21 protein-coding genes are annotated in these 21,686 nt (G+C 66.8%); 5 read left to right on the top strand and 16 right to left on the bottom strand.

Annotated elements, in window-relative coordinates:
- Positions 1-408: 408 nt before the first annotated feature.
- Both LL964_RS13650 and LL964_RS13645 read left to right on the top strand, forming a co-directional pair.
- A complete protein-coding gene (locus LL964_RS13650; protein ID WP_228316379.1) occupies positions 409-816 on the top strand; it encodes a hypothetical protein in 408 nt (135 codons plus the stop codon).
- Positions 817-851: 35 nt separating this feature from the next.
- Entirely contained in the window at positions 852-2,006 is a 1,155-nt protein-coding gene (locus LL964_RS13645; RefSeq protein WP_228329452.1) for an XVIPCD domain-containing protein, read from the top strand.
- Between the two features lie 131 nt (positions 2,007-2,137).
- On the opposite strand, the gene pdeM is transcribed toward LL964_RS13645, so the two are convergent.
- The 11 genes from pdeM to LL964_RS13590 form a co-directional block, all read right to left on the bottom strand.
- The gene (gene pdeM / locus LL964_RS13640; protein WP_104588118.1) at positions 2,138-2,782 is read right to left on the bottom strand and encodes a ligase-associated DNA damage response endonuclease PdeM; all 645 of its coding nucleotides are present in this window, start codon (positions 2,780-2,782) and stop codon (positions 2,138-2,140) included.
- Positions 2,772-5,255, bottom strand: coding sequence for a ligase-associated DNA damage response DEXH box helicase (locus LL964_RS13635; RefSeq protein ID WP_104588132.1), 2,484 nt, complete (start codon positions 5,253-5,255; stop codon positions 2,772-2,774). Before LL964_RS13635 ends, pdeM begins: the two co-directional genes overlap by 11 nt.
- 14 nt (positions 5,256-5,269) lie before the next feature.
- Positions 5,270-6,874, bottom strand: a complete 1,605-nt coding sequence (locus LL964_RS13630; RefSeq protein WP_104588117.1) for an ATP-dependent DNA ligase — start codon at positions 6,872-6,874, stop codon at positions 5,270-5,272.
- Entirely contained in the window at positions 6,871-7,104 is a 234-nt protein-coding gene (locus LL964_RS13625; protein ID WP_104588116.1) for a hypothetical protein, read from the bottom strand. The genes LL964_RS13630 and LL964_RS13625 overlap by 4 nt, the downstream gene beginning before the upstream one ends.
- The gene (locus LL964_RS13620; protein ID WP_104588115.1) at positions 7,101-8,111 is read right to left on the bottom strand and encodes a ligase-associated DNA damage response exonuclease; all 1,011 of its coding nucleotides are present in this window, start codon (positions 8,109-8,111) and stop codon (positions 7,101-7,103) included. Before LL964_RS13620 ends, LL964_RS13625 begins: the two co-directional genes overlap by 4 nt.
- 673 nt (positions 8,112-8,784) lie before the next feature.
- On the bottom strand, positions 8,785-9,150 hold the full coding sequence (locus LL964_RS13615) for a hypothetical protein (protein WP_104588114.1): 366 nt from the start codon (positions 9,148-9,150) through the stop codon (positions 8,785-8,787).
- Positions 9,147-9,734, bottom strand: coding sequence for a bactofilin family protein (locus LL964_RS13610; RefSeq protein WP_104588113.1), 588 nt, complete (start codon positions 9,732-9,734; stop codon positions 9,147-9,149). Before LL964_RS13610 ends, LL964_RS13615 begins: the two co-directional genes overlap by 4 nt.
- A gap of 97 nt (positions 9,735-9,831) precedes the next feature.
- The gene (locus LL964_RS13605) at positions 9,832-11,541 is read right to left on the bottom strand and encodes a diguanylate cyclase (protein WP_104588112.1); all 1,710 of its coding nucleotides are present in this window, start codon (positions 11,539-11,541) and stop codon (positions 9,832-9,834) included.
- A 114-nt stretch (positions 11,542-11,655) separates the two neighbouring features.
- The gene (locus LL964_RS13600) at positions 11,656-11,982 is read right to left on the bottom strand and encodes an XAC1346 family secretion chaperone (protein ID WP_104588111.1); all 327 of its coding nucleotides are present in this window, start codon (positions 11,980-11,982) and stop codon (positions 11,656-11,658) included.
- A 237-nt stretch (positions 11,983-12,219) separates the two neighbouring features.
- Positions 12,220-12,561: a hypothetical protein gene (locus LL964_RS13595; protein WP_104588110.1), complete on the bottom strand. Its 342-nt coding sequence runs from the start codon at positions 12,559-12,561 to the stop codon at positions 12,220-12,222.
- A gap of 122 nt (positions 12,562-12,683) precedes the next feature.
- Positions 12,684-13,859 carry a thiolase family protein gene (locus LL964_RS13590; protein ID WP_104588109.1) on the bottom strand — a complete coding sequence of 392 codons (1,176 nt, stop codon included), beginning with the start codon at positions 13,857-13,859 and terminating at the stop codon, positions 12,684-12,686.
- A 158-nt stretch (positions 13,860-14,017) separates the two neighbouring features.
- Between LL964_RS13590 and LL964_RS13585 the strand changes: the two genes are divergently transcribed.
- A complete protein-coding gene (locus LL964_RS13585; protein WP_104588108.1) occupies positions 14,018-16,861 on the top strand; it encodes an autotransporter serine protease in 2,844 nt (947 codons plus the stop codon).
- A 167-nt stretch (positions 16,862-17,028) separates the two neighbouring features.
- Here LL964_RS13585 and LL964_RS13580 read toward each other — a convergent pair whose 3' ends face one another.
- Both LL964_RS13580 and LL964_RS13575 read right to left on the bottom strand, forming a co-directional pair.
- Entirely contained in the window at positions 17,029-18,129 is a 1,101-nt protein-coding gene (locus LL964_RS13580) for a Glu/Leu/Phe/Val dehydrogenase dimerization domain-containing protein (RefSeq protein WP_104588107.1), read from the bottom strand.
- Between the two features lie 452 nt (positions 18,130-18,581).
- Entirely contained in the window at positions 18,582-19,109 is a 528-nt protein-coding gene (locus tag LL964_RS13575; RefSeq protein ID WP_208621467.1) for a M48 family metallopeptidase, read from the bottom strand.
- 358 nt (positions 19,110-19,467) lie between these two features.
- On the opposite strand from LL964_RS13575, the gene LL964_RS13570 reads away from it, so the two are divergent.
- Positions 19,468-19,641 (top strand): DUF1328 domain-containing protein, encoded by a 174-nt coding sequence (locus LL964_RS13570; RefSeq protein WP_003489471.1) that lies wholly within the window; start codon positions 19,468-19,470, stop codon positions 19,639-19,641.
- A gap of 161 nt (positions 19,642-19,802) precedes the next feature.
- Here LL964_RS13570 and LL964_RS13565 read toward each other — a convergent pair whose 3' ends face one another.
- On the bottom strand, positions 19,803-20,057 hold the full coding sequence (locus LL964_RS13565; protein ID WP_104588105.1) for a DUF2789 domain-containing protein: 255 nt from the start codon (positions 20,055-20,057) through the stop codon (positions 19,803-19,805).
- A gap of 127 nt (positions 20,058-20,184) precedes the next feature.
- Between LL964_RS13565 and LL964_RS13560 the strand changes: the two genes are divergently transcribed.
- Positions 20,185-20,451 carry a DksA/TraR family C4-type zinc finger protein gene (locus LL964_RS13560; RefSeq protein ID WP_104588104.1) on the top strand — a complete coding sequence of 89 codons (267 nt, stop codon included), beginning with the start codon at positions 20,185-20,187 and terminating at the stop codon, positions 20,449-20,451.
- A gap of 31 nt (positions 20,452-20,482) precedes the next feature.
- Here LL964_RS13560 and LL964_RS13555 read toward each other — a convergent pair whose 3' ends face one another.
- Together LL964_RS13555 and LL964_RS13550 are read right to left on the bottom strand one after the other, a co-directional pair.
- Positions 20,483-21,076 (bottom strand): mechanosensitive ion channel family protein, encoded by a 594-nt coding sequence (locus LL964_RS13555; RefSeq protein ID WP_146092398.1) that lies wholly within the window; start codon positions 21,074-21,076, stop codon positions 20,483-20,485.
- 396 nt (positions 21,077-21,472) lie between these two features.
- A complete protein-coding gene (locus tag LL964_RS13550; RefSeq protein WP_104588102.1) occupies positions 21,473-21,658 on the bottom strand; it encodes a hypothetical protein in 186 nt (61 codons plus the stop codon).
- Positions 21,659-21,686 lie beyond the last annotated feature (28 nt).

Genomic DNA, 21,686 nt, shown 5'->3' with positions numbered 1-21,686 from the left:
CTCCTGTTTATGAATGTTCATCCGGGGCTCCTGGGGGCTGGGTTGGCTTGGTAACCCCCATCTTCCAGATCAGCCCCGGATGAACAACCTACTGAGAGATCACAGCTAGCAGATCTTGCACACGCAGAACCCCGCGAGGTGATTGCTGCCGCCGCCCGATGCGGGGGGCATCGACGTGTTAAATTTCAGCGACGCTCTTAGCGCAGGATCAGAGAGATGGCCCTTCACCCTGGGAAATCCCATGGACGGCAAGTTAACCAGGGACGTGTTGCCTTTCCTCAGGCAGCGTCGTTATCAGTTGCGCTGTTGGCACTCTGCAGCTTTCATGCGGGATGTGCTCCCAGCACTCCACGCGATCAGTCAGCCGTAGCGGCTGCAAAGCCCTCCGTTGAAACCAGGAGCAAAGACGTGACGGAACGCCTCAAGCAAGATGTCGATCGGTTGATCGCTACTGACTTCCAGGATGTCGCAGCACTTAACGCTCAGCTTCAAACGCAGTTCGGCCCCGGCGAGTCGCAAGACGCGATGGTGGTGCGGCGAGGTGAGGGTGGTGCGCTTGCCGGTACCGCCTTGAAGCGCATTGAGCTTCGCAGCACTCGGGATGCGCCCTCGCATGCGACGCTCGTGCTCGACTTTTCGTCGCCTGGCCCGAAGTTCGAGGGTATGCCTTCGCCAGATGCGTCTCTCTATCCACCGCGCCCAGATGCTGCCGGTTCCAGCGCTTATTGGTCGATGCAGACGGAAACGGCAACTGTCATCTTTGGGCTGAGCGAAGATCAGTCCAGCCTGAGCTACGTCACAATTAGCAAGAAGTAGGTTGCTGAGGTGGGTCACCCGCAACGGAGTGCATGATGGAACGTGTCGACGAGTCGAAGTATCCACAGCCGCAGCAACTGGTGTCAGGAGCCGCTTCCGGGAAGCCTTCGTCTCCGCTATCGGATCCTTCGGTCACGCCTTTCTTGCAGAGGTCTCCAACACTTCAGGCAGGCCTTGCGCAGTTGAATCGGGACAACATTGCTGTGGTATGGGGGGCTGCTGGTGCGGGCACCTATCTCGTTCCTCGCACGCAAGTGGTGATTGACGAAAATGCAGTCGGAAACGGTGCGCGCATCGCTCGGTCGCTTTCGCATGAAATTGGGCATCATCGATTTTCCGAGCAATCCAATCAGTCCTCCAAGATTGGCTACGTTACGAGCATGCTCCGTGGCGAAGCTGCAGCAACGCTTAGCAATGCACTCATTCGGCGTGAGATTCTGAATCACAAGGGACCAGACATCGGAATTTCTGGAAGCGGCACCAGGCCACAGCAGTACCAAGCAATTGCAGATCAGCAAATGGCAGGCCACATCACACGCGATGCCGCATTGAATCAAATTGCCCAGGTCTTCAAGACGGAACAACCTTCGGTTGGACCGAGTAAGACGTACGAACAATATTACGGCGACTACTACGATAAACATATTGCACCGCTACAACGCAAGCAGGGTCGACCGGAACCGGAAACCATCAGCGACATCACTTCTCCTGATGTGAAGCAGAGTGCAGTCGGCCATGATTCGCCCTTGCCACCACAGAAAACGCCGTTGTTGCCCTCGCAGCCAGGCCACCCAGACCACGCCATGTACCAGCAGATCAAGGGCGGCGTGCAGAAGCTCGATACCGAACATGGCAGGCAGTGGGACGCATCAAGTGAGCGCATGACCGCCAGCCTGCTTGCGCTGGCAAAAGAGGAAGGGCTGTCGCGGGTGGACCATGTCGTTCTCAACAACCCCACGTCCAAGCTGGCCGGCGGCGAAAGGGTCTTCGTCGTGCAGGGCGCCTTGAATGACCCAGCTCACCAGCGTGCCCATATGCCAAGCGTGGACGCCGTGCAGACACCAGAGATCCAGTCGTTCGATCGTTTGCAGATGATCAAGCAGACCCAGGCCCAGGCACGCGAACAGCAGCAGGCGCTGGAGCAGTCGCAGCAAGCCGTCACCCAGGCGGCTCCGTCGATGACGCGTTGAGGGGCAACGCAGCATGGCAAGGCTTGGCCTTCCCGAGCGAGACTGCCGACGACGAGGGGCCGGCGGCACGCGTGACCTGCACAGTCGGCGATCGGTCGATCGTGCAACGGTGTAGCCGCCACGGTGTCGGTTCAACGCACCGGCAGGGCCACCGCATCGCCTTCCACGCAGGCGACCAGGCGTTCGCCCTCGATCAGGGTCGGTACCACGCCTGCGGTGAAGTGCGAAAACGCCGGAAGGATGGTGACGCGTTCGCGCAACCAGAACGCCGGCCAGCGCCGCGCCAGCCCGGGCAGTGCCGCCAGCGGATGCAGATGCCCGCACAGCACATGGCCGGTGGGATGCGGCATCGGATCGTGGCGGAGCACGAACGGCCCATCCTGCACCTGCTCGCCGGCCGCTTCGATGTGCAGGTCCGCGCCGGCCAGGGCGCGGTCGTGATTGCCGCGGATCGCGATCACACGCAGGGCGCAGTGCCGCTCGCGCCATGCGCTCCAGCGCCGATGCCAGGCCGCGCGCGGTGCCGGGCCATGCAGCAGGTCGCCCAGGATCCACAGCGCCTGGACAGCGCGTTGATCGAGCAATGCATCCAGGCGCTCCAGATCGTGTGCAGTGCCACCCGCGGGCAGCCCGATCCCGGCGCGGCGGAAGACGTCGGCCTTGCCCAGATGCAGGTCGGCGATCAGCAACGCGCGCTGCGCCGGCCGGTACAACGCGCGCTCGCCGAGCAGTTCCACCGTTTCGCCGCCCAGCTGCAACTGCACGCTATCGCCCATGCCTGCGCTCCAGTTGTTCGGCTGCACGCAGCACGCGTGACTTCCAGTCCTCGGTACTCAGCTGGCCACGGACGCGTTCGGCCCACAGCGGAAACGACAACGGGGTGAGGCTGCGCGGCGCGCGCAGGCACAATGCGCGGCGCGCGCAATCCTCCAGCGCGTGCGCCAGGCGCGCCAGTTCCAGCTGGCCTTCGAACACTTCGCGCTCGGCCTGGGCGAGCAGCAGATGTCCCGGGTCGAAGCGCTGCAGCACGTCGTAGAGCAATCCGCTGGAGGCCTGCAGCTGGCGCAGGCTGCGCGGCGCCCGCCCGGGCAACGATGGCGAGAGCAGGCCGGCGACGCGTGCGATCTCGCGGAACTGCCGGCGTGCGAGCTCGCCCAGGTTGAGGCTGTCGCGCAGATCGTCGAACAGGCCGGCCGGCGACAGCAGCGTTTGCAGCAGGCCGGCATCGATCGCCACCTCCTGTGCCGGCGAGAGCACGAAGCCGTAATCGTTGGCCGCGAAGCTGAAGGTATTGCGCTGGCGGCGGCCCCAGCGCGCGGCCAGCAGCGCTGCCAGGCCCTCGTTGACCTGGCGGCCGGCGAATGGATACACGAACACGTGCCTGCCATCGCGCGCCTTGATGCTTTCCACCAGCAGGTGATGTGGGCCGGGCAAGGCCGATAGCGTGGACTGCAGCTGCAGGAGCGGCGCCAGCGCCCGCATCTCCGGCGCATCGCCAGGGTCGGCGAACAGCGCTTCCACCTCGCGTCCCAGCGCCGACGACAGCGGCATGCGCCCGCCCATCCATTTTGGCACCACGCCGCTGCCGCCTTTGGCCACGCGCACGTAGGCGGTCATGTCTTCCAGGCGTACCAACTCCAGCAGGCGGCCGGCGAACTGGAAACGGTCGCCGCGTCGCAGCCGGCCGACGAACTGTTCTTCCACCGCGCCCAGCCGGCCGCCGCGCAGGAACTGCACACGCACGCTGCCATCGCTGGTGATCGTGCCGATCGACAGCCGGTGGCGCAGTGCGACGCGGCGGTCGGTGACGCGGTAGACGCCGGCGTCGTCGCGCACCACCTTGTGGAAATCCGGGTAATGCGCCAGCGCGCTGCCGCCCTGCACGATGAAGTCGAGCACCGCGTTCCAGGTGACGCTGTCCAGCGCTGCGAAGGCATCGGTGCCGCGCACCTCGGCGAACAGCGCATCGGCATCGAAGCCTCCGCCGAGCGCGAGGGTGACGCAATGCTGCGCCAGCACGTCCAGCGACAGGCGCGGCGGCGGGCGTGCTTCGATATGGCCGTGGTCGATCGCGCGGCGCGCGGCGGCGTATTCCACCAGCTCAAGGGCGTGCGAGGGCACGCACACCACATGGCCGGATTCGCCGGGACGATGACGCGCGCGGCCGGCACGTTGCAGCAACCGCGCAATGCCCTTGGGGCTGCCGACCTGCAACACCTGATCCACCGCCGGAAAATCCACGCCCAGATCCAGGCTGGAGGTGGCCACCACGCAGCGCAGGCTGCCCTCGCGCAGGCCCTGCTCGGCGGCCGCACGCAAGCCGGGGTCCAGCGAGCCATGGTGCAGCGCCAGCGTGGCCGGATCTTCCGGCCACACCGCGCTCAGGGCCTGGTGCCACAATTCCGCCTGTGCGCGCGTATTGGTAAAGACCAGGCTGGTGTTCTGTTGCAGGATCTTCTGCAGCACGCGCGCCAGTTGTGCCAGGCCCAGATGGCCGGCCCACGGGAAACGCTCGCCGCTGTCGGGCAGTAGCGTTTCCAGCGTCATGGCGCGCGGCCTGACGCCGGACACCAGCGCGGCCTGCGGCAGGTGCGGCAGCAGCACATCGCGGGCCTGCGTCAGGTTGCCCAGGGTGGCAGACAGGCCCCAGATGCGCAGTGCCGGCGCCCAGCCGCGCAGGCGCGCCAGGCACAGCTGCAGCAGTACCCCGCGCTTGTTGCCCAACAGCTCGTGCCACTCGTCCACGATCACGCAGCGCAGCGTCGACAGCTGGGGCGCGGTGTCCGGGTACGACAGCAGCAGCGCCAGCGATTCGGGTGTGGTGACCAGGACATCCAGCTTGCCGCTGCGTGCCAGCCGCTTGTCGCGCGCGTTGGCATCGCCGGTGCGCAGGCCCACCTGCCACTCCAGTCCCAGCGCGTCCACCGGCTCGCGCAACGCACGCGCGGTATCGGCTGCCAAGGCGCGCAGCGGCGTGATCCACAGCACCTGCAGATTGCGTTGTTGCTGCCGGCGTGCGCTGGCAGCGGGCCTGACGGCTGTGCTTGAAGGCTTGCGTCCGCGCACGGCCAACGCCTCCAGCAGCGGACCCCCGAAGGCTGCCAGCGTCTTGCCGCTGCCGGTCGGCGTATGCAGCAGCCCGGATTCGCCATCGAGATAGCGCTTCCACACCTCGCGTTGAAAAGGCAACGGCGTCCAGCCGCGTTGCGCGAACCAGGCGCGCCACTGCTGCAGGGGCGTGCCGCGCATCTGCTGCGTCGCCGTCACCGCGCCAGGGCCTGCAGGCTGCTCAGATGGTCGGCCTCGGACATCGGCTTGTCCTGCCGCCAGCGCAGGATGCGCGGAAAACGTACGGCGATGCCGGACTTGTGCCGCGCGCTGCGGTTGACCGCTTCAAAGCCCAGCTCGAACACATGGTGCGCCGTGACCGCGCGCACTGGCCCGAAGCGCTCGGTGGTGTGGGCGCGGATCCAGCGATCCAGCTGCAGGATCTCGGCATCGTCCAATCCCGAATAGGCCTTGGCGACCGGCACCAGCTGGCCTTCGTGCCAGAGCCCGAAGGTGTAGTCGGTGTACAAGGTGCTGCGGCGGCCGTGGCCGGCCTGCGCGTACAGCAACACCGCATCGATGGTGAGCGGGTCGATCTTCCATTTCCACCAGTCGCCGCGGCGGCGGCCGGCCTGGTAGACCGAGTCGGCGCGTTTGAGCATCAGCCCTTCCACACCGCGTTCGCGGGCCTGCACGCGCAGCTGCGCGGCCACCTGCCAATCGCTGGCCTGCACCAACGGCGAGGCGACGATGCGCGGATCAGCCAGCGCGGCAAGCACGCGCTCGAGAAGAACGCGTCGTTCGTGCAGGGGGCGCTGGCGCAGATCCACGCCATCGAGCTCCAGCAGATCGTAGGCGACCACGCGCGCCGGCGCGGCGGCCAGGGTCTTGGGCCCGGGCTTGAGTCGCTGGATGCGCGTCTGCAGTGCAGTGAAGGCCATCGGCACGACGTGCTCCGCTTGCCAGGCCAGCAGCTCGCCATCGATGACGGTCCCCTCTGGCAACTGCGCTGCGGCCTGTTCGATTTCCGGGAAGCGTCCGTCCAGGCGTTCCTCGCCGCGCGACCACAGGGCCACCTCGCCGGCGCGCCGGATCAGCTGCAGACGGATGCCATCCCATTTCCATTCCAGCAGCCAGCCGTCGATGGGGCCCAGCGTGTCCACCTCGGCCTCGAGCGGCGAGGCGAGGAAGAACGGATAGGGTTGCTGCCGATCGCCGGGCAGCTCCTCATTGGTCAGCAGATCGGCCACGTAGGTGGGATGCGGCCGCCAGCTGCCCAGCATGCGTTGGGCGATGCGGGCGATATCCACGCCAGACAGTTCGGCCAGGGCCTGCTGCACCAGCCGCTGCGACACGCCCACCCGCAGCGCGCCGGTGAGCAGCTTGTTGAACACCAGGCGCTCGTCGAAGGCCAGGCTGCGCCAGGCCTGCACGATGCACGCCTTGCGCAGCTCCACGTCCTGGTTGGCGATCGGCAGCAGCCGTTGTTCGATCCATTCGGCCAGCGGCAGATCGGCGGCCTCGCTCACCGGGTCGTCCAGCAGCAAGGCCAGCGTCTCGGCCAGATCGCCGACATGATCGTAACTATCGGCCACCAACCAATCGGCGATGCCGGCGGTGTCGGTGATCCACTCGCGCAGCTCGCTGCTGCTGGCGATGCGCATGCGACTGCCGGCTACCTTGCCACCGGCCAACAGGTAGAGCGCCCAGGCCGCATCCAGCGGCGCGGCTTCGCGGAAATAGGCGACCAGCGCGGCACGCTTGTCGAGCGTGCCGGTACTGCGGTCCAGGGTGCGGTACAGCGCAGCGAACCGTTTCACGGCACTGCCTTTGCCGGCATGCGTTTATCCGCCGCGCGCAATTCCAATGCGCGCCGTGTGAATGCCGTGAGCGGGCGCGGGCGACGCAGCGGGCGCGGTGGGCCAACCACAGCGGCCGGCGCGCTGCGATGCACGCGAAACGCCAATGCGTGCCGGCGGAACGCGAGCGCCCCGCTCAGGCGCAGGCGCGTGCGCGCGCGGCCAACGCGACGTGCGGGCAGCGGGTTCATTCCTCGGCTCCGAAATCGGTGCGGAAGGCTTCGGCTGCGACACCACGCTCGCGCAGGTGCTGGATCAGTGCATCGGTGTTGCCATGGGTGGCGATGACGCGCCGTGCGCCAGTGTCGTCGATGGTACGCAACAGGTCCGGCCAGTCGGCGTGGTCGGACACCACGAAGCCGCGATCGTAGTTGCGCCTGCGGCGGTTGCCGCGAATGCGCATCCAGCCGGAAGCGAATCCCTGCTGCGCGTGCCGGAAGCGACGGATCCAGGTACTGCCGGCGGCCGAAGGCGGTGCCAGCACCAGCTGGCCGGCATAGTCGGCGCCGCGCGCATGCTCGCTGACCGGCTGGGTGTCCAGCATCGGGACGCCGGCCTGTCGATACACCTCTACTCCGGTGGCGATCGCGCCATGCAGCAGCGCGGGCTGCGTGTCCCAGGCGCGCAGCTCGGCCAGCACGCGCTGCGCCTTGCCCAGGGCATAGCAATACAGGATGGCGGCCTCGCCGCGCTCGGCGCATTCGCGGCGCCAGGCAACGATGTCGGCGGCCACCGCCGCAGTCTCCGGCCAGCGATACACCGGCAGGCCGAAGGTCGCCTCGGTGATGAAGGTGTCGCACGGCACCACCTCGAATGGCTTGCAGGTGGGGTCGAGCTGGCGCTTGTAGTCGCCCGATGCCACCCAGACCTCGCCATTCACCTCGATACGGACCTGCGCCGAACCGAGCACGTGTCCGGCCGGATGCAGCGACACGCGCGCATTGCCCAGCGCGAAGGCTTCGCCATCGGCGTGCGTGTGATAGACCTGCGCGCCAAGTCGCCATTGCAGGATCGGCAGGCTTTCGTGCGTGCAGTGGTATTCCTCCATGCCGCCGCGCGCGTGATCGCCGTGACCATGGGTGATCACCGCGCGCGGCACCGGCCGCCAGGGATCGATATGGAAGTCGCCCTGCGGGCAATACAGCCCTTCGGGTCCCAGCACCACCAGATCGCCGCGTGTGTCGTTGCCGTTGCGCATGGCTCAACTCTGGCCAAGCCGGTGTGCAGATCCTGAGAATGGGAACGACGCGCGCCCGCTGTCTGCGAATCCGCAGGGCAGGGCGGAGCATGCAGCAGCGTTACGGGCCGGTGGGATTGCGAGGCGCTGGATCACGTCCCTGTGGCGTCGGCTGTCCGTGTCCGCATCGGTCCGCGCATGCGACGCTGCATGCTGGCACTTCTTCGGTGTCGGACCCTGGCCGCTGAAGCCGCGCGGCCGCGTTCAAGGCATGCGTTGCGATGGCGTGCCACGAACGCACCGACATACGCGCCGGTGAGAATGGTCGCCGGCAGATCGAAGCAGGCTGTGCGATGCAACCGGGCGCGGTCGTTGTGGTGCGCCTGCGCTGCCGAAGCGACCGGCGGCAGTGGCGAGCGGCAGACGCTTGTGTATCTATCGAACACCGAACACCGAACACCGAACACCGAACACCGAACACCGAACACCGAACACCGAACGGCGATAGGCAGGTTGCAGGCAGCGGCTGCGATCCTGTTGCAGGCGTCAGCGGCATGGCGCCTGGGACGTCGGACGCGTGCACGGCGCGCAGAACGCAGCGGCGTGCACCTGGGCCACGCGGCCGCCGCAGGCTCGCGGGCGTTACCGAATCAGCGACGGCAACGTTGCTGCGTGGCAGGCGGCGTCCGTGCGATCAATGCCGTGTGCGCCGCCCCGGTGCACGTACCGCCGTCGCCTCGACCGCCAGGGTGAAGCCGCGTTCCTCCCCGCCCAGCATCGCGCCGACGTCGACGACCTGGCGACGGATCTCCTCGCCCTTGCCGTTGCGCACGATCACCACCACCGTGTATTCCCACGGAGCGTCCGTGGCGGGATGGCGAATGGTGCCGTCCACCTTGAGTGGCACGATCGGTGCCGGCTGCGCGTGTTGCGCAGCCGCCGAGTCGAAACGCAGATGGTGCTTGCAGGCCGGGCAGACGCTGGCACTTTCCAGGATGGTGGCCTTGCAATGCGGGCAGCTGCGCGTGGCGCCGGGCGTGCCCGGGCGGGGTGCACTCATGTGGCGTCGCTGTCGCCGCCACCGTCGCCATCACGACTGCCATTGCCGCTGCCGTTGGTCTTGCCGCCGCCGGCGGACTTGGCCGCGTCCTCGCCCCAACCGAAGTCAGCCTGGCCGCGCATGCGCGCGCCCGAGGCCACGGTGAGACTGCCGGCCTTGACGTCGCCGACCAGCACCCCGGAGGTCTGCAACTCCACCTGCGCCGCCGATTCGATATTGCCTTCCAGCTCGCCGGCGATGATGACCTTGCTGGCGCGCACGCCGCCGTTGAGCTTGGCGCCGCGTTCGATGGTCAGATCGCCCTTGACGTTGACATCGCCCTTGAAGCGACCGGCCAGGCGCACATGACCGGCGCCTTCGATCTTGCCTTCGATGCTGATGTCGGCGGCGATCAGTGACTCCTTGGCCTCGCCCGGGCGCGGTGACGGGGCGGTCGTGGGCACCGGACCGGGAGCGGCGGTTGCCGGCACCGGCGGGGCGGGGCTGGCGTCTGCGGTGAACAGCCGTCCATCTGCGGCCGGAATCTCGGGGGCTGCAGGAGTGCCGTCTTTCTTGTTGGGACCTTGATCGCGCCACATCGACATCGGATTGCCTCGCTTCGGGGGTCGAAGCCGACTATCGCCGCGTCAATCGATCTTTTTTGTGACGGCTTGCGCAATCCGGAGCCGACGGCGTGCCGGCTCAGTCCAGCGCAGGCGCAGCGGCGCCATGGCGCTCCACCCGGTTGCGGCCGCCGCGCTTGGCCGCGTACAGCGCAGCGTCGGCCTTCTGGATCAGGCTGGATCCGAGTTCGCCATCGACGGGGAAGCTGGCCACGCCGATGGAGGCGGTCACCCGCGGCAACGCGCGCTGGCCGTCGCTGACCGCCAGCGCCGCGACATGCCCACGGATCTGCTCGGCCACGCGCATGGCTTCTTCGCCATCGGCTTCGGGCAGGATCACGGTGAATTCCTCGCCCCCGTAGCGGCAGGCCACGTCCTCGGCGCGCAGCCGGGTCAGCAGCAGCTCGCCGACCGCGGCCAGCAACAGATCGCCGCCGGCATGCCCCTGGCTGTCGTTGAACTGCTTGAAGTGGTCGACATCCAGCATCAGCACCGACAACGGCAACCCACGGCGCGCGCAGCGGGCCAACTCGTGGCTCAGCGATTCTTCCAGGTAGCGGCGGTTGTACAGACCGGTGAGCGCGTCGCGGATCGACTGCCGGCGCAGCGACTCGCGCAGGCGCAGATTGCTCAATGCCAGGGACAGCTGCTCGGCGGCGGCTTCGGCGATTTCCAGCCGCGGCATCGGTCCGGGGCCTGGCGTTGACAGGAACAGAAAGCCGAGCTGGGTACCTTGCGCAGACATCGGCAGGCATGCCGTCGCGACTGGCATCGCGGTATCCGGCGCCTCGATATGCGCACACGGTGCATCGCGGCGCAGATCGTCGACGGTGTGCGGCTGGCCGCGGCGCAGTGCCCAGCATTGTTCCGGCAGCAGATGCGGCGCGCTCTGCACCAGGGGCTCACCCCAGTGGCTGATCGCTTCGGCGCGATCCTGCGAGGCGCGCAGCAGATACACGCTTCCTGCGATGCCAGGCAGCAGGCTGGCCAGGGTACGGCTGGTCACGTCCAGCGCCTCTTCGGCACTGACGCAACTCTGCAACAGGCCGGTGTAGCGGCTGAGCAGGTTGAGATCGGCGGTACTGCGCTGCAATGCCGCCACGCTATCGCCGAGCTCGCGGTTGGCCTGAGCGGCCAGCCGCTCGGCCTGGGCGCGGTGCCGCAACTCGCGCATCAACAGCGCGTTGACCGCACCGACGACCAACAGTCCGAACGGAATGCCGGCCAGGGCCAGTACCAACAGCAGCGTTGCGCTCTGTCGGCTGCTCTCGGCGCGCTGGGCCAGCAATTCCTGTTCGCGCTGCACCATCGTCAGCGCCTGTTCGCGGATGGCACTGGTGGTGCGGAAGGCGGTCTGCCGGATGTTCGCGCGGGCCGGCTCCAGGCCGCTCTGCGCATACACGTCCAGCACCCGCTGGATCTGCTGCAGCCGGGTCTGCACCAGTGTCTGCAGCCGATCCAGGTGCTGCTCCTGCGCAGGATTGTCGACGATCAGCCGGCGCAGATTGTCGAGCAGGATCGGCAGGCGCTCGACGCTGGTCTGGTAGTCCAGCAGATAGGCCTCGTTGCCGGTCAGCAGGAAACCGCGCTGCGCGGATTCGGCATCCAGCAGGCGCGCCTGGATCTCGTCGACCCTGCCGATCACTTCATGCGTATGGGAGACCAGCGCGGCATCGGAGAGCGAGCGGCGTGCGCCGACGAAGATGCCGATGCCGATGGCCACGAAGATCAGCGCGGAGAAGATCAGCGCCAGTCGATTGCGGCGACGCGATGCGAAGGAGGAAGGCATGCGCAATGCTAGCGTGCCGGCCTGGACAACACGAGGGCCGGCACGGCCCCAGACGTGCGCGCCGGCACGAATCGGCCGGCGCGCACCTGCCACGGTGGAACCCGGGCGTGGACGTCAGTGCTCCGGATGCTCGGCATCGTGCTGATCGGCGTTGCGTTCGGCCTTGTCGGCCATCTCGCGCGTCTTGTCGGCGGTGGCATCGGCGGCGTTGGCGGTGGCGCGGCTGGCATCGGCAGCCAGCTCGCGTGCGGCCACGCGTGCATCGGCGGTGGCTTCCTTCGCCTGCACGGCGGCGCGGTCGGCGGCCTGTTCGGTCGCGGCAGCGGCGTGCTTGGCGGCAGAGGCGGCGTCGCGGCGCGCCTGCTCGGCGTCCGGGCCCTGGCAGGCGGCCAGGGCGAGGGTGGCGATGGCGCTCAACGACAGCATGCGGATCGTCTTCATGGTGGTCCTGTTCCTGTTCCGGTGTTGGAAAGCCGAGCTTAGGCAGGGGCCGATGCAGCCTGCGTCAAGGCGCAGCTCGCCAGGGCCGGGTAGCGCGGCAGACGGAACGGTGATGGATTGGCGGGCAGCGCCGGGGCGCGTGGTTGGGCCGGACAACGCGCTCGAGAAAACGCGGGCAAAGAAAAAGCCGCTGGAAACCAGCGGCTTTCTCCGAACGCGCTTACAGCGAAGAAGTGATTACTTCTTGGCTTCTTCAGCGGTGTCCTTGGCAGCTTCGGCGGTGTCTTCTGCGGTCTTGGCAGCGTCGGCAGCCTGCTCAGCAGCAGCGTCGGTCGCGGCGCCGGAAGCGGCCTGGGCAGCGTCGGCAGCGGTGTCGGCCGAAGCAGCGGCGGTGGTGGCAGCAGCCTGAGCGGCGTCAGCCGACTGCGAGCCCGAGGCAGCAGCCTGGTCGGCAGCGGTCTGAGCTTCGGCAGCAGCTTCGTTAGCCGAAGCAGCAGCGTCCTGAGCCTGTTCCGGCTTCGAGCAAGCGGTCAGGGCCAGGCCCAGAGCCATTGCGATCAGCAGCTTGTTGATGGTCATTGTTTCAATCCTCGTCGTTAGATTAGGCAACGCGCTATTGCGCGCCCCCGACATGATGACGGCCACAAGACGGGTGTCAAGCGCACGCGCATTCATTTTTGCAAAATCGCCGTTAAATCCTGTCAAATCAATTCGATAGCGATGGCGGTCGCTTCGCCGCCACCGATGCAGAGCGTGGCGATCCCGCGCTTGCCTCCGCGGGTGCGCAACGCGTTCACCAATGTCACCACCAGCCGCGCGCCGGATGCGCCGATCGGATGACCCAGTGCGCAGGCCCCGCCATGCACGTTGACCTTGTCGTGCGCGATGCCCAGTTCCTTGATCGGCGTCATTGCCACCACCGCAAAGGCTTCGTTGATTTCGAACAGATCCACCTCGTCCAGTTGCCAGCCGGTCTTGCCGAGCAAGGACTCGATGGCCGATACCGGCGCGGTGGTGAACCACTCCGGCGCCTGCGAGTGGGTGACGTGGCCGGCGATGCGCGCCAGTGGCGTCACGCCGCGGCGTTGGGCGTCGTCGGCGCTCATCAGCACGGTGATCGCCGCGCCATCGGAAATGCTCGACGAACTGGCCGCGGTGACCGTGCCGTCCTTCTTGAACGCTGGTTTCAATGCCGGGATCTTGGCCACATCGGACTTGCCGGGCTGTTCGTCGCGATCGACGACGACATCGCCCTTGCGCGTGGTCACGGTGAACGGAACGATCTCATCGGCGAACGCGCCGCTGTCCTGTGCGGCCTGCGCGCGTTGCACCGAGGCGATTGCAAAAGCGTCCTGATCGGCGCGGCTGAAGCCGAACTTTTCGGCGGTGGCTTCGCCGAACACGCCCATGGCCTGGCCGTCGTAGGGATTGGTCAGGCCATCCCAGGCCATGTGATCGACCGCCTGGAAATTGCCGTAGCGATTGCCAGTGCGCGAGTTGGGCAGCAGATGCGGCGCATTGCTCATCGACTCCATGCCGCCGGCGACCACGATGCTGGCCGAACCGGCCTTGATCAGGTCGTGCCCCAGCATGATGGCCTTCATGCCCGAGCCGCAGACCTTGTTGATGGTGGTGGCGCCGGTGGAGGTGGGAATGCCGGCCGCGATCGCGGCCTGACGCGCCGGCGCCTGGCCGAGATTGGCTGGCAGCACGCAGCCGACGATCACCTCGGACACATCGGCCGGCGCGACTCCCGACTGCGCCAGCGCGCCTTCGATGGCGGCGGCGGCCAGCGTCGGTGCGGGCACACCGTTGAATTGACCGAGGAACGAGCCGATGGCAGTACGTTTGGCAGCAACGATGACGATGTCGGACATGAGTGGATACCGTTTAAAGTGAAACGATTATCTGCCGCAGCGCCGCTTCGCGCCAGCAAGGCGCAGCGCACGGAAAGCAATCAGCGTTGCAGTATAAAGTTCGCGCTTGGGCCCGACGCCGGGCCCCAGCCATGGAATGGGTTCGGGGGAGAACTTCAATGAACAAGAGAGACGTCGCCAGGTCCGTCCTGGCCTCGGCGTTGGCTGTGGCGTTGAGCGCGTGTGGCGGTGGCGGCGGTGTGCGTCCGACCACGCCGACTGCGCCGCCGCCGAGCTCGCCACCGCCTTCGCCACCGCCAACCTCGCCGCCACCGACGTCACCGACTCCGCCGCCGGTGGTCGCACCGACGCCGGAGCCGGCCATGGATGCGCATCTGGCACTGACCAATGCGCGCGCGGCGCAGGCGCTGGGCTTCAGTGGCAGCGGCTATCGCATCGGCGTCGTCGACAGCGGCATCAATGCCGACCATCCGGCCTTGCAGGGACGCATCGGCGCCAGCTTCATCTATTTGGACCCGCGCGAAAACGACGTGGCGCGGGGCGATGTGGTTGGGCACGGCACCATCGTGGCCCAGCTGGCCGCCGGACGTGCCGTGGGCCAGTGGCCCGGTGGCATCGCACCAGGTGCGGGGCTGGTGTCTGCGCGCATCATTCGCGACAGAGCGCCGGTCGACGACGGCAGCGGCGAAGGCAACGAGATCGATGGCCCCACCGGCCTGAGTGCGGTGCACGACGATCTGATTCGGTCGGGCGTGCGGATCATGAACAATTCCTGGGGCGGCCTGTACTGGAACGATCCCGCCGTCACCAACCAGGTCGCACAGGAATACCGTGCGTTCGTCGGTGCCAACAATGGCCTGGTGGTATTCGCCTCGGGCAACGAAGCGCGGGCGCAGCCATCGGATACCGCCGCGCTGCCTAGCCAGCCCGGCCCTGGCGGGAGCCTGCCAGCGGCAGATCTGGAGCGCGGCTGGCTGGTCGTTGGTGCGCTCGATACTGCCAATCCCACCCGGTTGGCGTCGTATTCCAATGCGTGTGGCGTGGCGATGCGGTATTGCCTGGTCGCACCGGGCACCTCGCTGTTTCTTGCGCCCGACGCCACCGCCAGCGACGTTCGTTATTTCTACGGAAGCGGTACCTCGTTCGCTGCGCCGCTGGTCTCCGGGGCTGCGGCATTGGTCTGGCAGGCGTTTCCGTATTTCAGCAACGACCTGGTGCGGCAGACCTTGCTCGGAACGGCCACCGATCTGGGGACCGCGGGCGTCGACCCTGTGTTCGGCTATGGATTGCTCGACGTGGGCCGGGCGGCACGCGGCCCGGCGCGGCTGGACTGGGGTACGGTGGATGTCGGGTTCGACAGCCTGCGTTCGACCTGGGCCAATGCCATCGGCGGCGATGGCGGCCTGATCAAGCGCGGAACCGGCACCCTGGTCTTGAGCAACACCGCCAATACCTTCACCGGCGACACGCAGGTGCTGGGCGGCACCTTGCAGACAGCCAGTCTGCAAAGTGCGCGGGTGGGTATCGCCAATGGCGCACGCCTGATCGGAAGTGGCCAGATCGGCGGACGCATCGACAATGCGGGCACGCTGCAGGTCGGCGGTGCTGCGTTGACGGTCAACGGCAACTACATCCAGGCGGCCAATGGGCGTCTGGCGCTGACGGTGGGCGATCGCCTGAACATCGCTGGCAGCGCATCGATCGCCGGCGATCTGCAATTGCTCGGTCGCCGCGACTACGTCGTCAACAACACCACCTACCCGGTGCTGCAGGCCGCCGGCGGTCTGCAAGGCACGTTCTCCACCACCAGCGGCGGGCCGGCGGTGACCTTCCTCGATGCCACCCTGAGCTACGATGCCACGACGGCATTCGTGTCGCTGCAACGCATGGATGTGGCGGCAGTGGCTGCGTCGCTCGGTGCGATCGGCACCGCATCGATGGACTCCGCCATCCGCGTGGAGGAGGCGTTTCAGCAGGTGGATGCGCAGCAATTGCAGGGCGGCGGCGGCATCGGCAGCGGCTTCATGCGTGCTGCGGCGGCATTGCAGCATGCGCCATCGGCCCAGGCGGCCGCCGACGCGTTGCGTACCCTGTCCGGGCGCGCGCATGCAGAATCGGCCGCGCTGAGCTTCGACACCATCGATCTGGGGCGGCGCGCGCTGGCCACGCATATCGACGCACTGTCGCAGCAACCGCGCCTGATCGGAGCCTGGCAACAAGCGCTGGGCGGGCCGGGCACGGGGGATGCGAGCACGCGGGGTTTCGCCAGCTCCGGTTGGATGATGGGCAACGATCTGCGCCTGGCATCGGGTGCCGTCGCCGGTTTCGCGTTCGGCGAAATGCGTTCCAACAGCGTGGGCGATCTCGACGGCGCGCGCGGACGCGATCGGCAGGTGCAGGCGCAGCTGTATTGGGGAACCATGCAGGAGGCGGTGTATGCGCTCGGCCAACTGGGTGTGGGCAACGTCGACCGGCGGATCGAGCGCAGCCTGCTGCTGGGTGCCGATCGCAGCAGCGCCTTCAGCGATTACAGCGCCGGCTATCTCAGCGGCAACCTGGAGGCCGGCTATCGCTGGGGCGACAGGACCGCATTGCTGACGCCGTACCTGGGGCTGGATTACGTCCGCCTGCGCAGCGAAGGTTTCCGCGAACGCGGCGGCGAAGGCTTCGGCCTGCGTGCCGATGCCAATACGTCTGCGCGTACCCAACTGTTGGCCGGCCTGCGATGGGCCTATCGCTGGCGTGGCCTGCAGCTGAGCGGGCATGCCGAGTGGCAGCAGGCGTTGAGCAGCCAGGGCCTGACCCTGGACGCCAGTTTCACCGGCGTGGACGCCTGGGCGCCGCTGCGCGGAATGCAGCCGGCGCGGTCGGGCGGGGTGCTCGGCCTGGCGGCGGCCACGCCGGTGGGCCAGCACAGCCAACTGCACTTCGGTTACGACCAACGCGCAGGTGCGCGCGGCGACGAACGCGCTGTCAGTCTGAAGTACAGCGCCGATTTCTGATTGGCGTACAGCGCGCCCGGGCACACCGCCTGGGCGGCGCGGTCACCGCTGGGCCAGCGCCTGCGCACACCAGCGGAGCAAAGCGCGCTGGTGTGCGACGACAGGGCGGCTGCGGTGCGTCTCCAGGCGCGCTGGTTGCGGCAGACGGCAGGCGTGCAGCGGCGGCCTCACTCTCCGCGCAGCTTGTGCAGGAAGCGCGGCGCGGTGCGGCCCAACGGAAGTTTGAGTTTGCTGATCGCCTCGATGCGGGCTTCGGCGATCTGGTCGGCGGCTTGTTGCGGCGGGACGTTCTGCTGCGCGGACAGGTCGAAGACCCTTTCCAGATTGTGATAGATGCTGCGGATCAGCCGCATGGCGCGTTCGCGGTTATAGCCGTCGATTTCCAGCGACACGTTCATGACACCGCCGGCATTGACCACGTAGTCGGGCGCACACAGGATGCCGCGCCGATGCAGTTCCTCGCCGATGGCTGCGCTGGCGAGCTGATTGTTGGCGGTGCCGCAGATGATCCGTGCCTTGAGCTGCGGCAGCGTCTGTTCGTTGATGGCACCTTCCAGCGCGCAGGGAGCGAAGACATCGGCCTGCACCTGATGGATCTCGTCCACGCGCACCGCTTCGGCGCCGTATTCGGCCACGGCGCGATCCACCAACGCCGGATTCAGATCCGCCACGTAGAGTTTTGCGCCGCGTTCCTTGAGCAGTTTCACCAGTTCCATGCCGATATGGCCCAGGCCCTGGATCGCGATGCTGGACTTGCCCACCTCTTCGTGACCGAGCTTGCGATTGAGCGAGGCCATCAGCGCCTGCAGCGCGCCGTAGGCAGTGAATGGCGCAGGATCGCCGGAGCCGCGATGCACCTGGTGCACACCAGTGACGTATTCGCTCTCCAGGTAGATCTGTTCCATGTCGCTGACGTCGGTGCCGACATCCTCGGAGGTGATATAGCGCCCGCCCAAGGTGTCGACGAAGCGGCCGAAGGCGCGAAACAGCGCCTCGCTCTTGTCGGTCTTGGGGTCGCCGATGATCACCGCCTTGCCGCCGCCGACATTCAGGCCGGCCAGTGCGTTCTTGTAGGTCATGGTGCGGCTGAGCCGCAGCGCATCGTCCAGCGCCGCCTCGCTGTTTGGATAGGGTCGCATGCGCACGCCACCCAATGCCGGCCCCAGACGGGTACTGTGCAAGGCGATGATGGCCTTGAGGCCGGCATCGCGGTTGTGACAGAAGATCACCTGCTCGTGGCCGGTGGTATCGAGGGTTTCGAAAAGCATCGAAGGCTCCGCGGGGCTGCATGATGTGCCTCCCCTGTGGCCGGGCCGTGACCGGCGCAGTGGGAAACAAAAAACGCGACGTCTGCAGATCCTGTCCGTGCACGTCGCGCCGCAACATTTTAAACCACGTCTGCAGGGGCTGGTGCATGAATCTGTTCACCCATGTGCGCCGTCGCGGAGCCAGCGCTCCTGCCTGCCTTTCCCGGCCTGCATGCGGCGGCACCCACCGGCTTGCGCGGAAGGCAGGTACAGGCGCGGTGCGCTTGGCTGACGTGGGCGTCGCTGATGTGTTGTGCCGCCTGACCCATGGTCGCGTCCTGGGCAGGCGCCGCGCCGTCGGCATCCCCGCCGGGGTGGCCGATGCGAGGGGATGTGCCGCGTGAGGAAGTTGCCGGGATGCGCTGGGGGCGGGAGGGTCCGTGCGCAAATGCCGCCACCGATCGGCCCGATGCTCAGCTGTGCGTCTCCAGCGCCAGCTGGGTCAGGTACAGACGCAGATCGAACTCGAGCTGGTGATAGTCCGGCGCCATGTGGTTGCACAACTGGTAGAAGGCCTTGTTGTGGTCTGCCTCCTTCAGGTGCGCCAACTCGTGTGCCACGATCATCTGCAGGAACGGCTCGGGCGCATCGCGGAAGACCGAGGCGATGCGGATCTCGCGGCTGGCCTTGAGCCGGCCGCCATGGGCGCGCGAAATGGCGGTATGCGTGCCGAGCGCATGCTTCACCACCTGCAGGTGGTTGTCGTAGATCGCCTTGTGCAACGTCGGCGAGGAGCGCATGTAGCGCTCCTTCATCGCCTTGACGTAATCGTACAGATGACGATCGGTGCGTACCGCGTGGCGATCCGGGTAGCGACGCGCAAGCGCCGCAGCCAGCTTGTCCTGGGCGATCAGTTCGCGCACCTGGTCGAGGACGGCAGGCGGGTAGCCGACGAGATAGCGAAGCGTGTCCATGGCCAACGCATATGGGAGAACCGCCATGATCGCCGATGCAGGCGCCGCTGGCCAATGTGGTCGATACAGCGGCGCTGCACGCCTGCTGCGCACATGCGGCTCGTATGTTGCGGAGCGCAAGGGAGTGCGGGGCATGTGCGACTGCAGGGGACAGCTGCCGCGCTGCGTGGCGGCTGCAGCGGCATCTGCGCTGGACTGCCGAAGCCACGGGGTTTTTTTTCCAAGCACTGCATCCGCGCCCAAGGCCTGCAGACATGTGGCAACGTGTGTCAGCCGTATTCACGAATGCGGCACGTCCGGCTCGCTAGCGTGAGGCACTGTGTTGCGGCGCTGTCGCAGTCACGCCATCAAGCAACGGCACGCTGCCGGACGAGGAGACGACAACATGATCAAGTGGGCCATCATTTTCGCCATCATCGGGCTGATCGCCGGTGCGCTGGGATTCGGCGGCATGGCGGGCGCCGCGATGGGGATCGCCAAATTCCTGTTCTGGGCCGGCATCATCATTGCCATCGTGCTGTTCGTGCTGGGTATGACGATCGCCAAGAAAGTGACCTGATCAGCACGCTGCGACGAGCCGCCTGCTGCACGCAGCTGCGGCAGCAGTGAGAAGAGCGGCCGCTGGCCGCTCTTCTTGTTTCCAGATCGCCTTGTTTCCAGATCGCCTCGTAGGTCGGCAGCTGCGGCGGGTTTCGCCGCGACGCAGCCAGCCAGTAGCGCTCAGACGCCTGTATCGTCGCCCGTGGTGTGCAGGGCGATGTTGAGCTGGTCGATGGTCACGATCCAGTCGGCGTCGTCGATGCGCTCTTCACGCAGCAACTGGGCCTGCGCAGGCGTCCAGAACGGGGCTTCCTCCAGTCGCATGTCGCCAGGCAGCGGGGAATGCGTTGCGATGAAGCCACGGATGCTGGCTTCGTCCGATGGCAGGCCCAACTGGGCGAACAGGTCGGAAAACGGGTGAACGGGTTGTTCCATAACGGGGTCCTCGGGTCGGAGCGACTGAATGCTAAAGCACGCAGTTTGAGTGCGCCGTGCACGCGTGGCTTGGATTTTCCTGCGACGATGACCATCTTGACGATCTGGCCAACACAGGTGAGCGATCATGGCGACCGGATGGGCGGGAGACGGAGCAGTACAGGACCAGATCGATGCCACCGTGGAGGACGCGATCCAGCGCGCGCGAAGCCAGTTGCATCGCGGGCCCAGCCTGACCCACTGCGAGGAATGCGATGCGCCGATTCCGGAAGGTCGGCGCAAGGCAGTGCCAGGCGTGCATCTATGTGTGGAGTGCCAGCAGGCGCATGACCTGGAGCAGGGCGCGCAGAGCGGTTACAACCGGCGCGGCAGCAAGGACAGCCAGCTGCGCTGAGCGCTGCTGGCTGCGCCGAGGTGCATTCGGCTTACTGGGCGTTGAAACCGCTGGTTTCGCGCCAGCGTCGGGTGGTGCGCTGGAAGAACAGGCTGTTGGGAACCTGCAGGACGCTGCCCGCATGGTCGCCGCTCTCTTCCAATGTGGTGTAGATCACGTTGATATCGATCACGCGGCCCTTCAGGCCCGGCTTGTCGCCACCTTCCAGCAATTCGATGTGGTCGTACAGCCGGAACGGACGCGTGGTGACGATCAGGAACGTGCAGAAGATGTTTGACAACACGCTCCACGCGGCGAAGAACGCCACCGCGCCGACGGCGGCGAAGCCGGTGAACGCCGTCCACAAGGTGCTGGCCGATACGCCCAGGATGCGCAATACCAGCAGCAAGGCGGTGACCGAGATGATCAGGCTGCCGACGCGGCGAATGCCGATCATCATTTCCGCGGGGATGTTGTAGCGGGCGCACAGGCGCCGTAGCAGTTGCCGGAGCAACAACCGGACCAGCCCCGCCAGGGCAAGAATCAGGACGATCTTGATCGTGGGCACCGCAATGGCCAACCACTGCGGATTCCAGTGTGGCAACAGGCTACGGATCATTGCGGGCAAAGCGTCGGACGCGGACATCACAGCAGGCAGGAAAAGAGCGAGGACTGCATTGTAACGGCGCTCTCTGGCAGCAATGGGTGCATGGGATGAATGGCCGGCTCCATCGAACGGCCGGACGCTGCATCGCCAGCACGGTGAACTGCCTTGCCTTGCCAATCAGGAGCGGCTGAGAGAACCCGGCGAGCGATCGTCGGGTCGATATGGATTGCTCGCGGGAGCCGGAGAGTCTGAGGGGTACATGGATACAGCGCGAAACCGACCGCCTTGTGCGATGGCGAGTCGGTAGAACGCTTCGGCGCGCACGGCATGCGTCCTACTTCGTAGCAGCTGGCAGACCGGGCAAGGCGAGCACGGCTGCAGCGGCCGGCAGCGACGTGCACGGCAGGCGCGCGCCTGTCGTGCACGCGGCCGATCTCAGGCGTTCTTGTCGCCGTCGTTGCGGGCGGGGCCGAAATTGGTGGTGAGCACCTCGATCCGGCCGCCGGTCTTGCGGAATGCGGCAATGTCGGCGGCGATGCGCTCGCGACTGAGCGGCTGCGACTTGCCTTCGCTGCGAGCGATGCTGGGCTGGGATTTCTGCTTGGTCGCGGGACGTGCCATGTGGCCTCCTGTAGCGGGGAATGCGATG

Source organism: Xanthomonas melonis, assembly GCF_020783655.1.
Taxonomy (GTDB): domain Bacteria; phylum Pseudomonadota; class Gammaproteobacteria; order Xanthomonadales; family Xanthomonadaceae; genus Xanthomonas; species Xanthomonas melonis.
Note: the sequence above shows the minus strand (reverse complement) of the source record. Positions and strands in the feature narration are given on the sequence as shown.

Bases quoted from the DNA above. Each gene is read 5' to 3' on its own strand.
- LL964_RS13625 (WP_104588116.1), bottom strand. From the start codon at position 7,104: ATGAACCCGCTGCCCGCACGTCGCGTTGGCCGCGCGCGCACGCGCCTG.
- LL964_RS13600 (WP_104588111.1), bottom strand. From the start codon at position 11,982: ATGAAGACGATCCGCATGCTGTCGTTGAGCGCCATCGCCACCCTCGCC.
- LL964_RS13620 (WP_104588115.1), bottom strand. From the start codon at position 8,111: ATGCGCAACGGCAACGACACACGCGGCGATCTGGTGGTGCTGGGACCC.
- LL964_RS13575 (WP_208621467.1), bottom strand. From the start codon at position 19,109: ATGGCGGTTCTCCCATATGCGTTGGCCATGGACACGCTTCGCTATCTC.
- LL964_RS13585 (WP_104588108.1), top strand. From the start codon at position 14,018: ATGAACAAGAGAGACGTCGCCAGGTCCGTCCTGGCCTCGGCGTTGGCT.
- LL964_RS13595 (WP_104588110.1), bottom strand. From the start codon at position 12,561: ATGACCATCAACAAGCTGCTGATCGCAATGGCTCTGGGCCTGGCCCTG.
- LL964_RS13610 (WP_104588113.1), bottom strand. From the start codon at position 9,734: ATGTCGATGTGGCGCGATCAAGGTCCCAACAAGAAAGACGGCACTCCT.
- pdeM (WP_104588118.1), bottom strand. From the start codon at position 2,782: ATGGGCGATAGCGTGCAGTTGCAGCTGGGCGGCGAAACGGTGGAACTG.
- LL964_RS13635 (WP_104588132.1), bottom strand. From the start codon at position 5,255: ATGCGCGGCACGCCCCTGCAGCAGTGGCGCGCCTGGTTCGCGCAACGC.
- LL964_RS13590 (WP_104588109.1), bottom strand. From the start codon at position 13,859: ATGTCCGACATCGTCATCGTTGCTGCCAAACGTACTGCCATCGGCTCG.
- LL964_RS13550 (WP_104588102.1), bottom strand. From the start codon at position 21,658: ATGGCACGTCCCGCGACCAAGCAGAAATCCCAGCCCAGCATCGCTCGC.
- LL964_RS13570 (WP_003489471.1), top strand. From the start codon at position 19,468: ATGATCAAGTGGGCCATCATTTTCGCCATCATCGGGCTGATCGCCGGT.
- LL964_RS13565 (WP_104588105.1), bottom strand. From the start codon at position 20,057: ATGGAACAACCCGTTCACCCGTTTTCCGACCTGTTCGCCCAGTTGGGC.
- LL964_RS13555 (WP_146092398.1), bottom strand. From the start codon at position 21,076: ATGTCCGCGTCCGACGCTTTGCCCGCAATGATCCGTAGCCTGTTGCCA.
- LL964_RS13645 (WP_228329452.1), top strand. From the start codon at position 852: ATGGAACGTGTCGACGAGTCGAAGTATCCACAGCCGCAGCAACTGGTG.
- LL964_RS13560 (WP_104588104.1), top strand. From the start codon at position 20,185: ATGGCGACCGGATGGGCGGGAGACGGAGCAGTACAGGACCAGATCGAT.
- LL964_RS13580 (WP_104588107.1), bottom strand. From the start codon at position 18,129: ATGCTTTTCGAAACCCTCGATACCACCGGCCACGAGCAGGTGATCTTC.
- LL964_RS13605 (WP_104588112.1), bottom strand. From the start codon at position 11,541: ATGCCTTCCTCCTTCGCATCGCGTCGCCGCAATCGACTGGCGCTGATC.
- LL964_RS13615 (WP_104588114.1), bottom strand. From the start codon at position 9,150: ATGAGTGCACCCCGCCCGGGCACGCCCGGCGCCACGCGCAGCTGCCCG.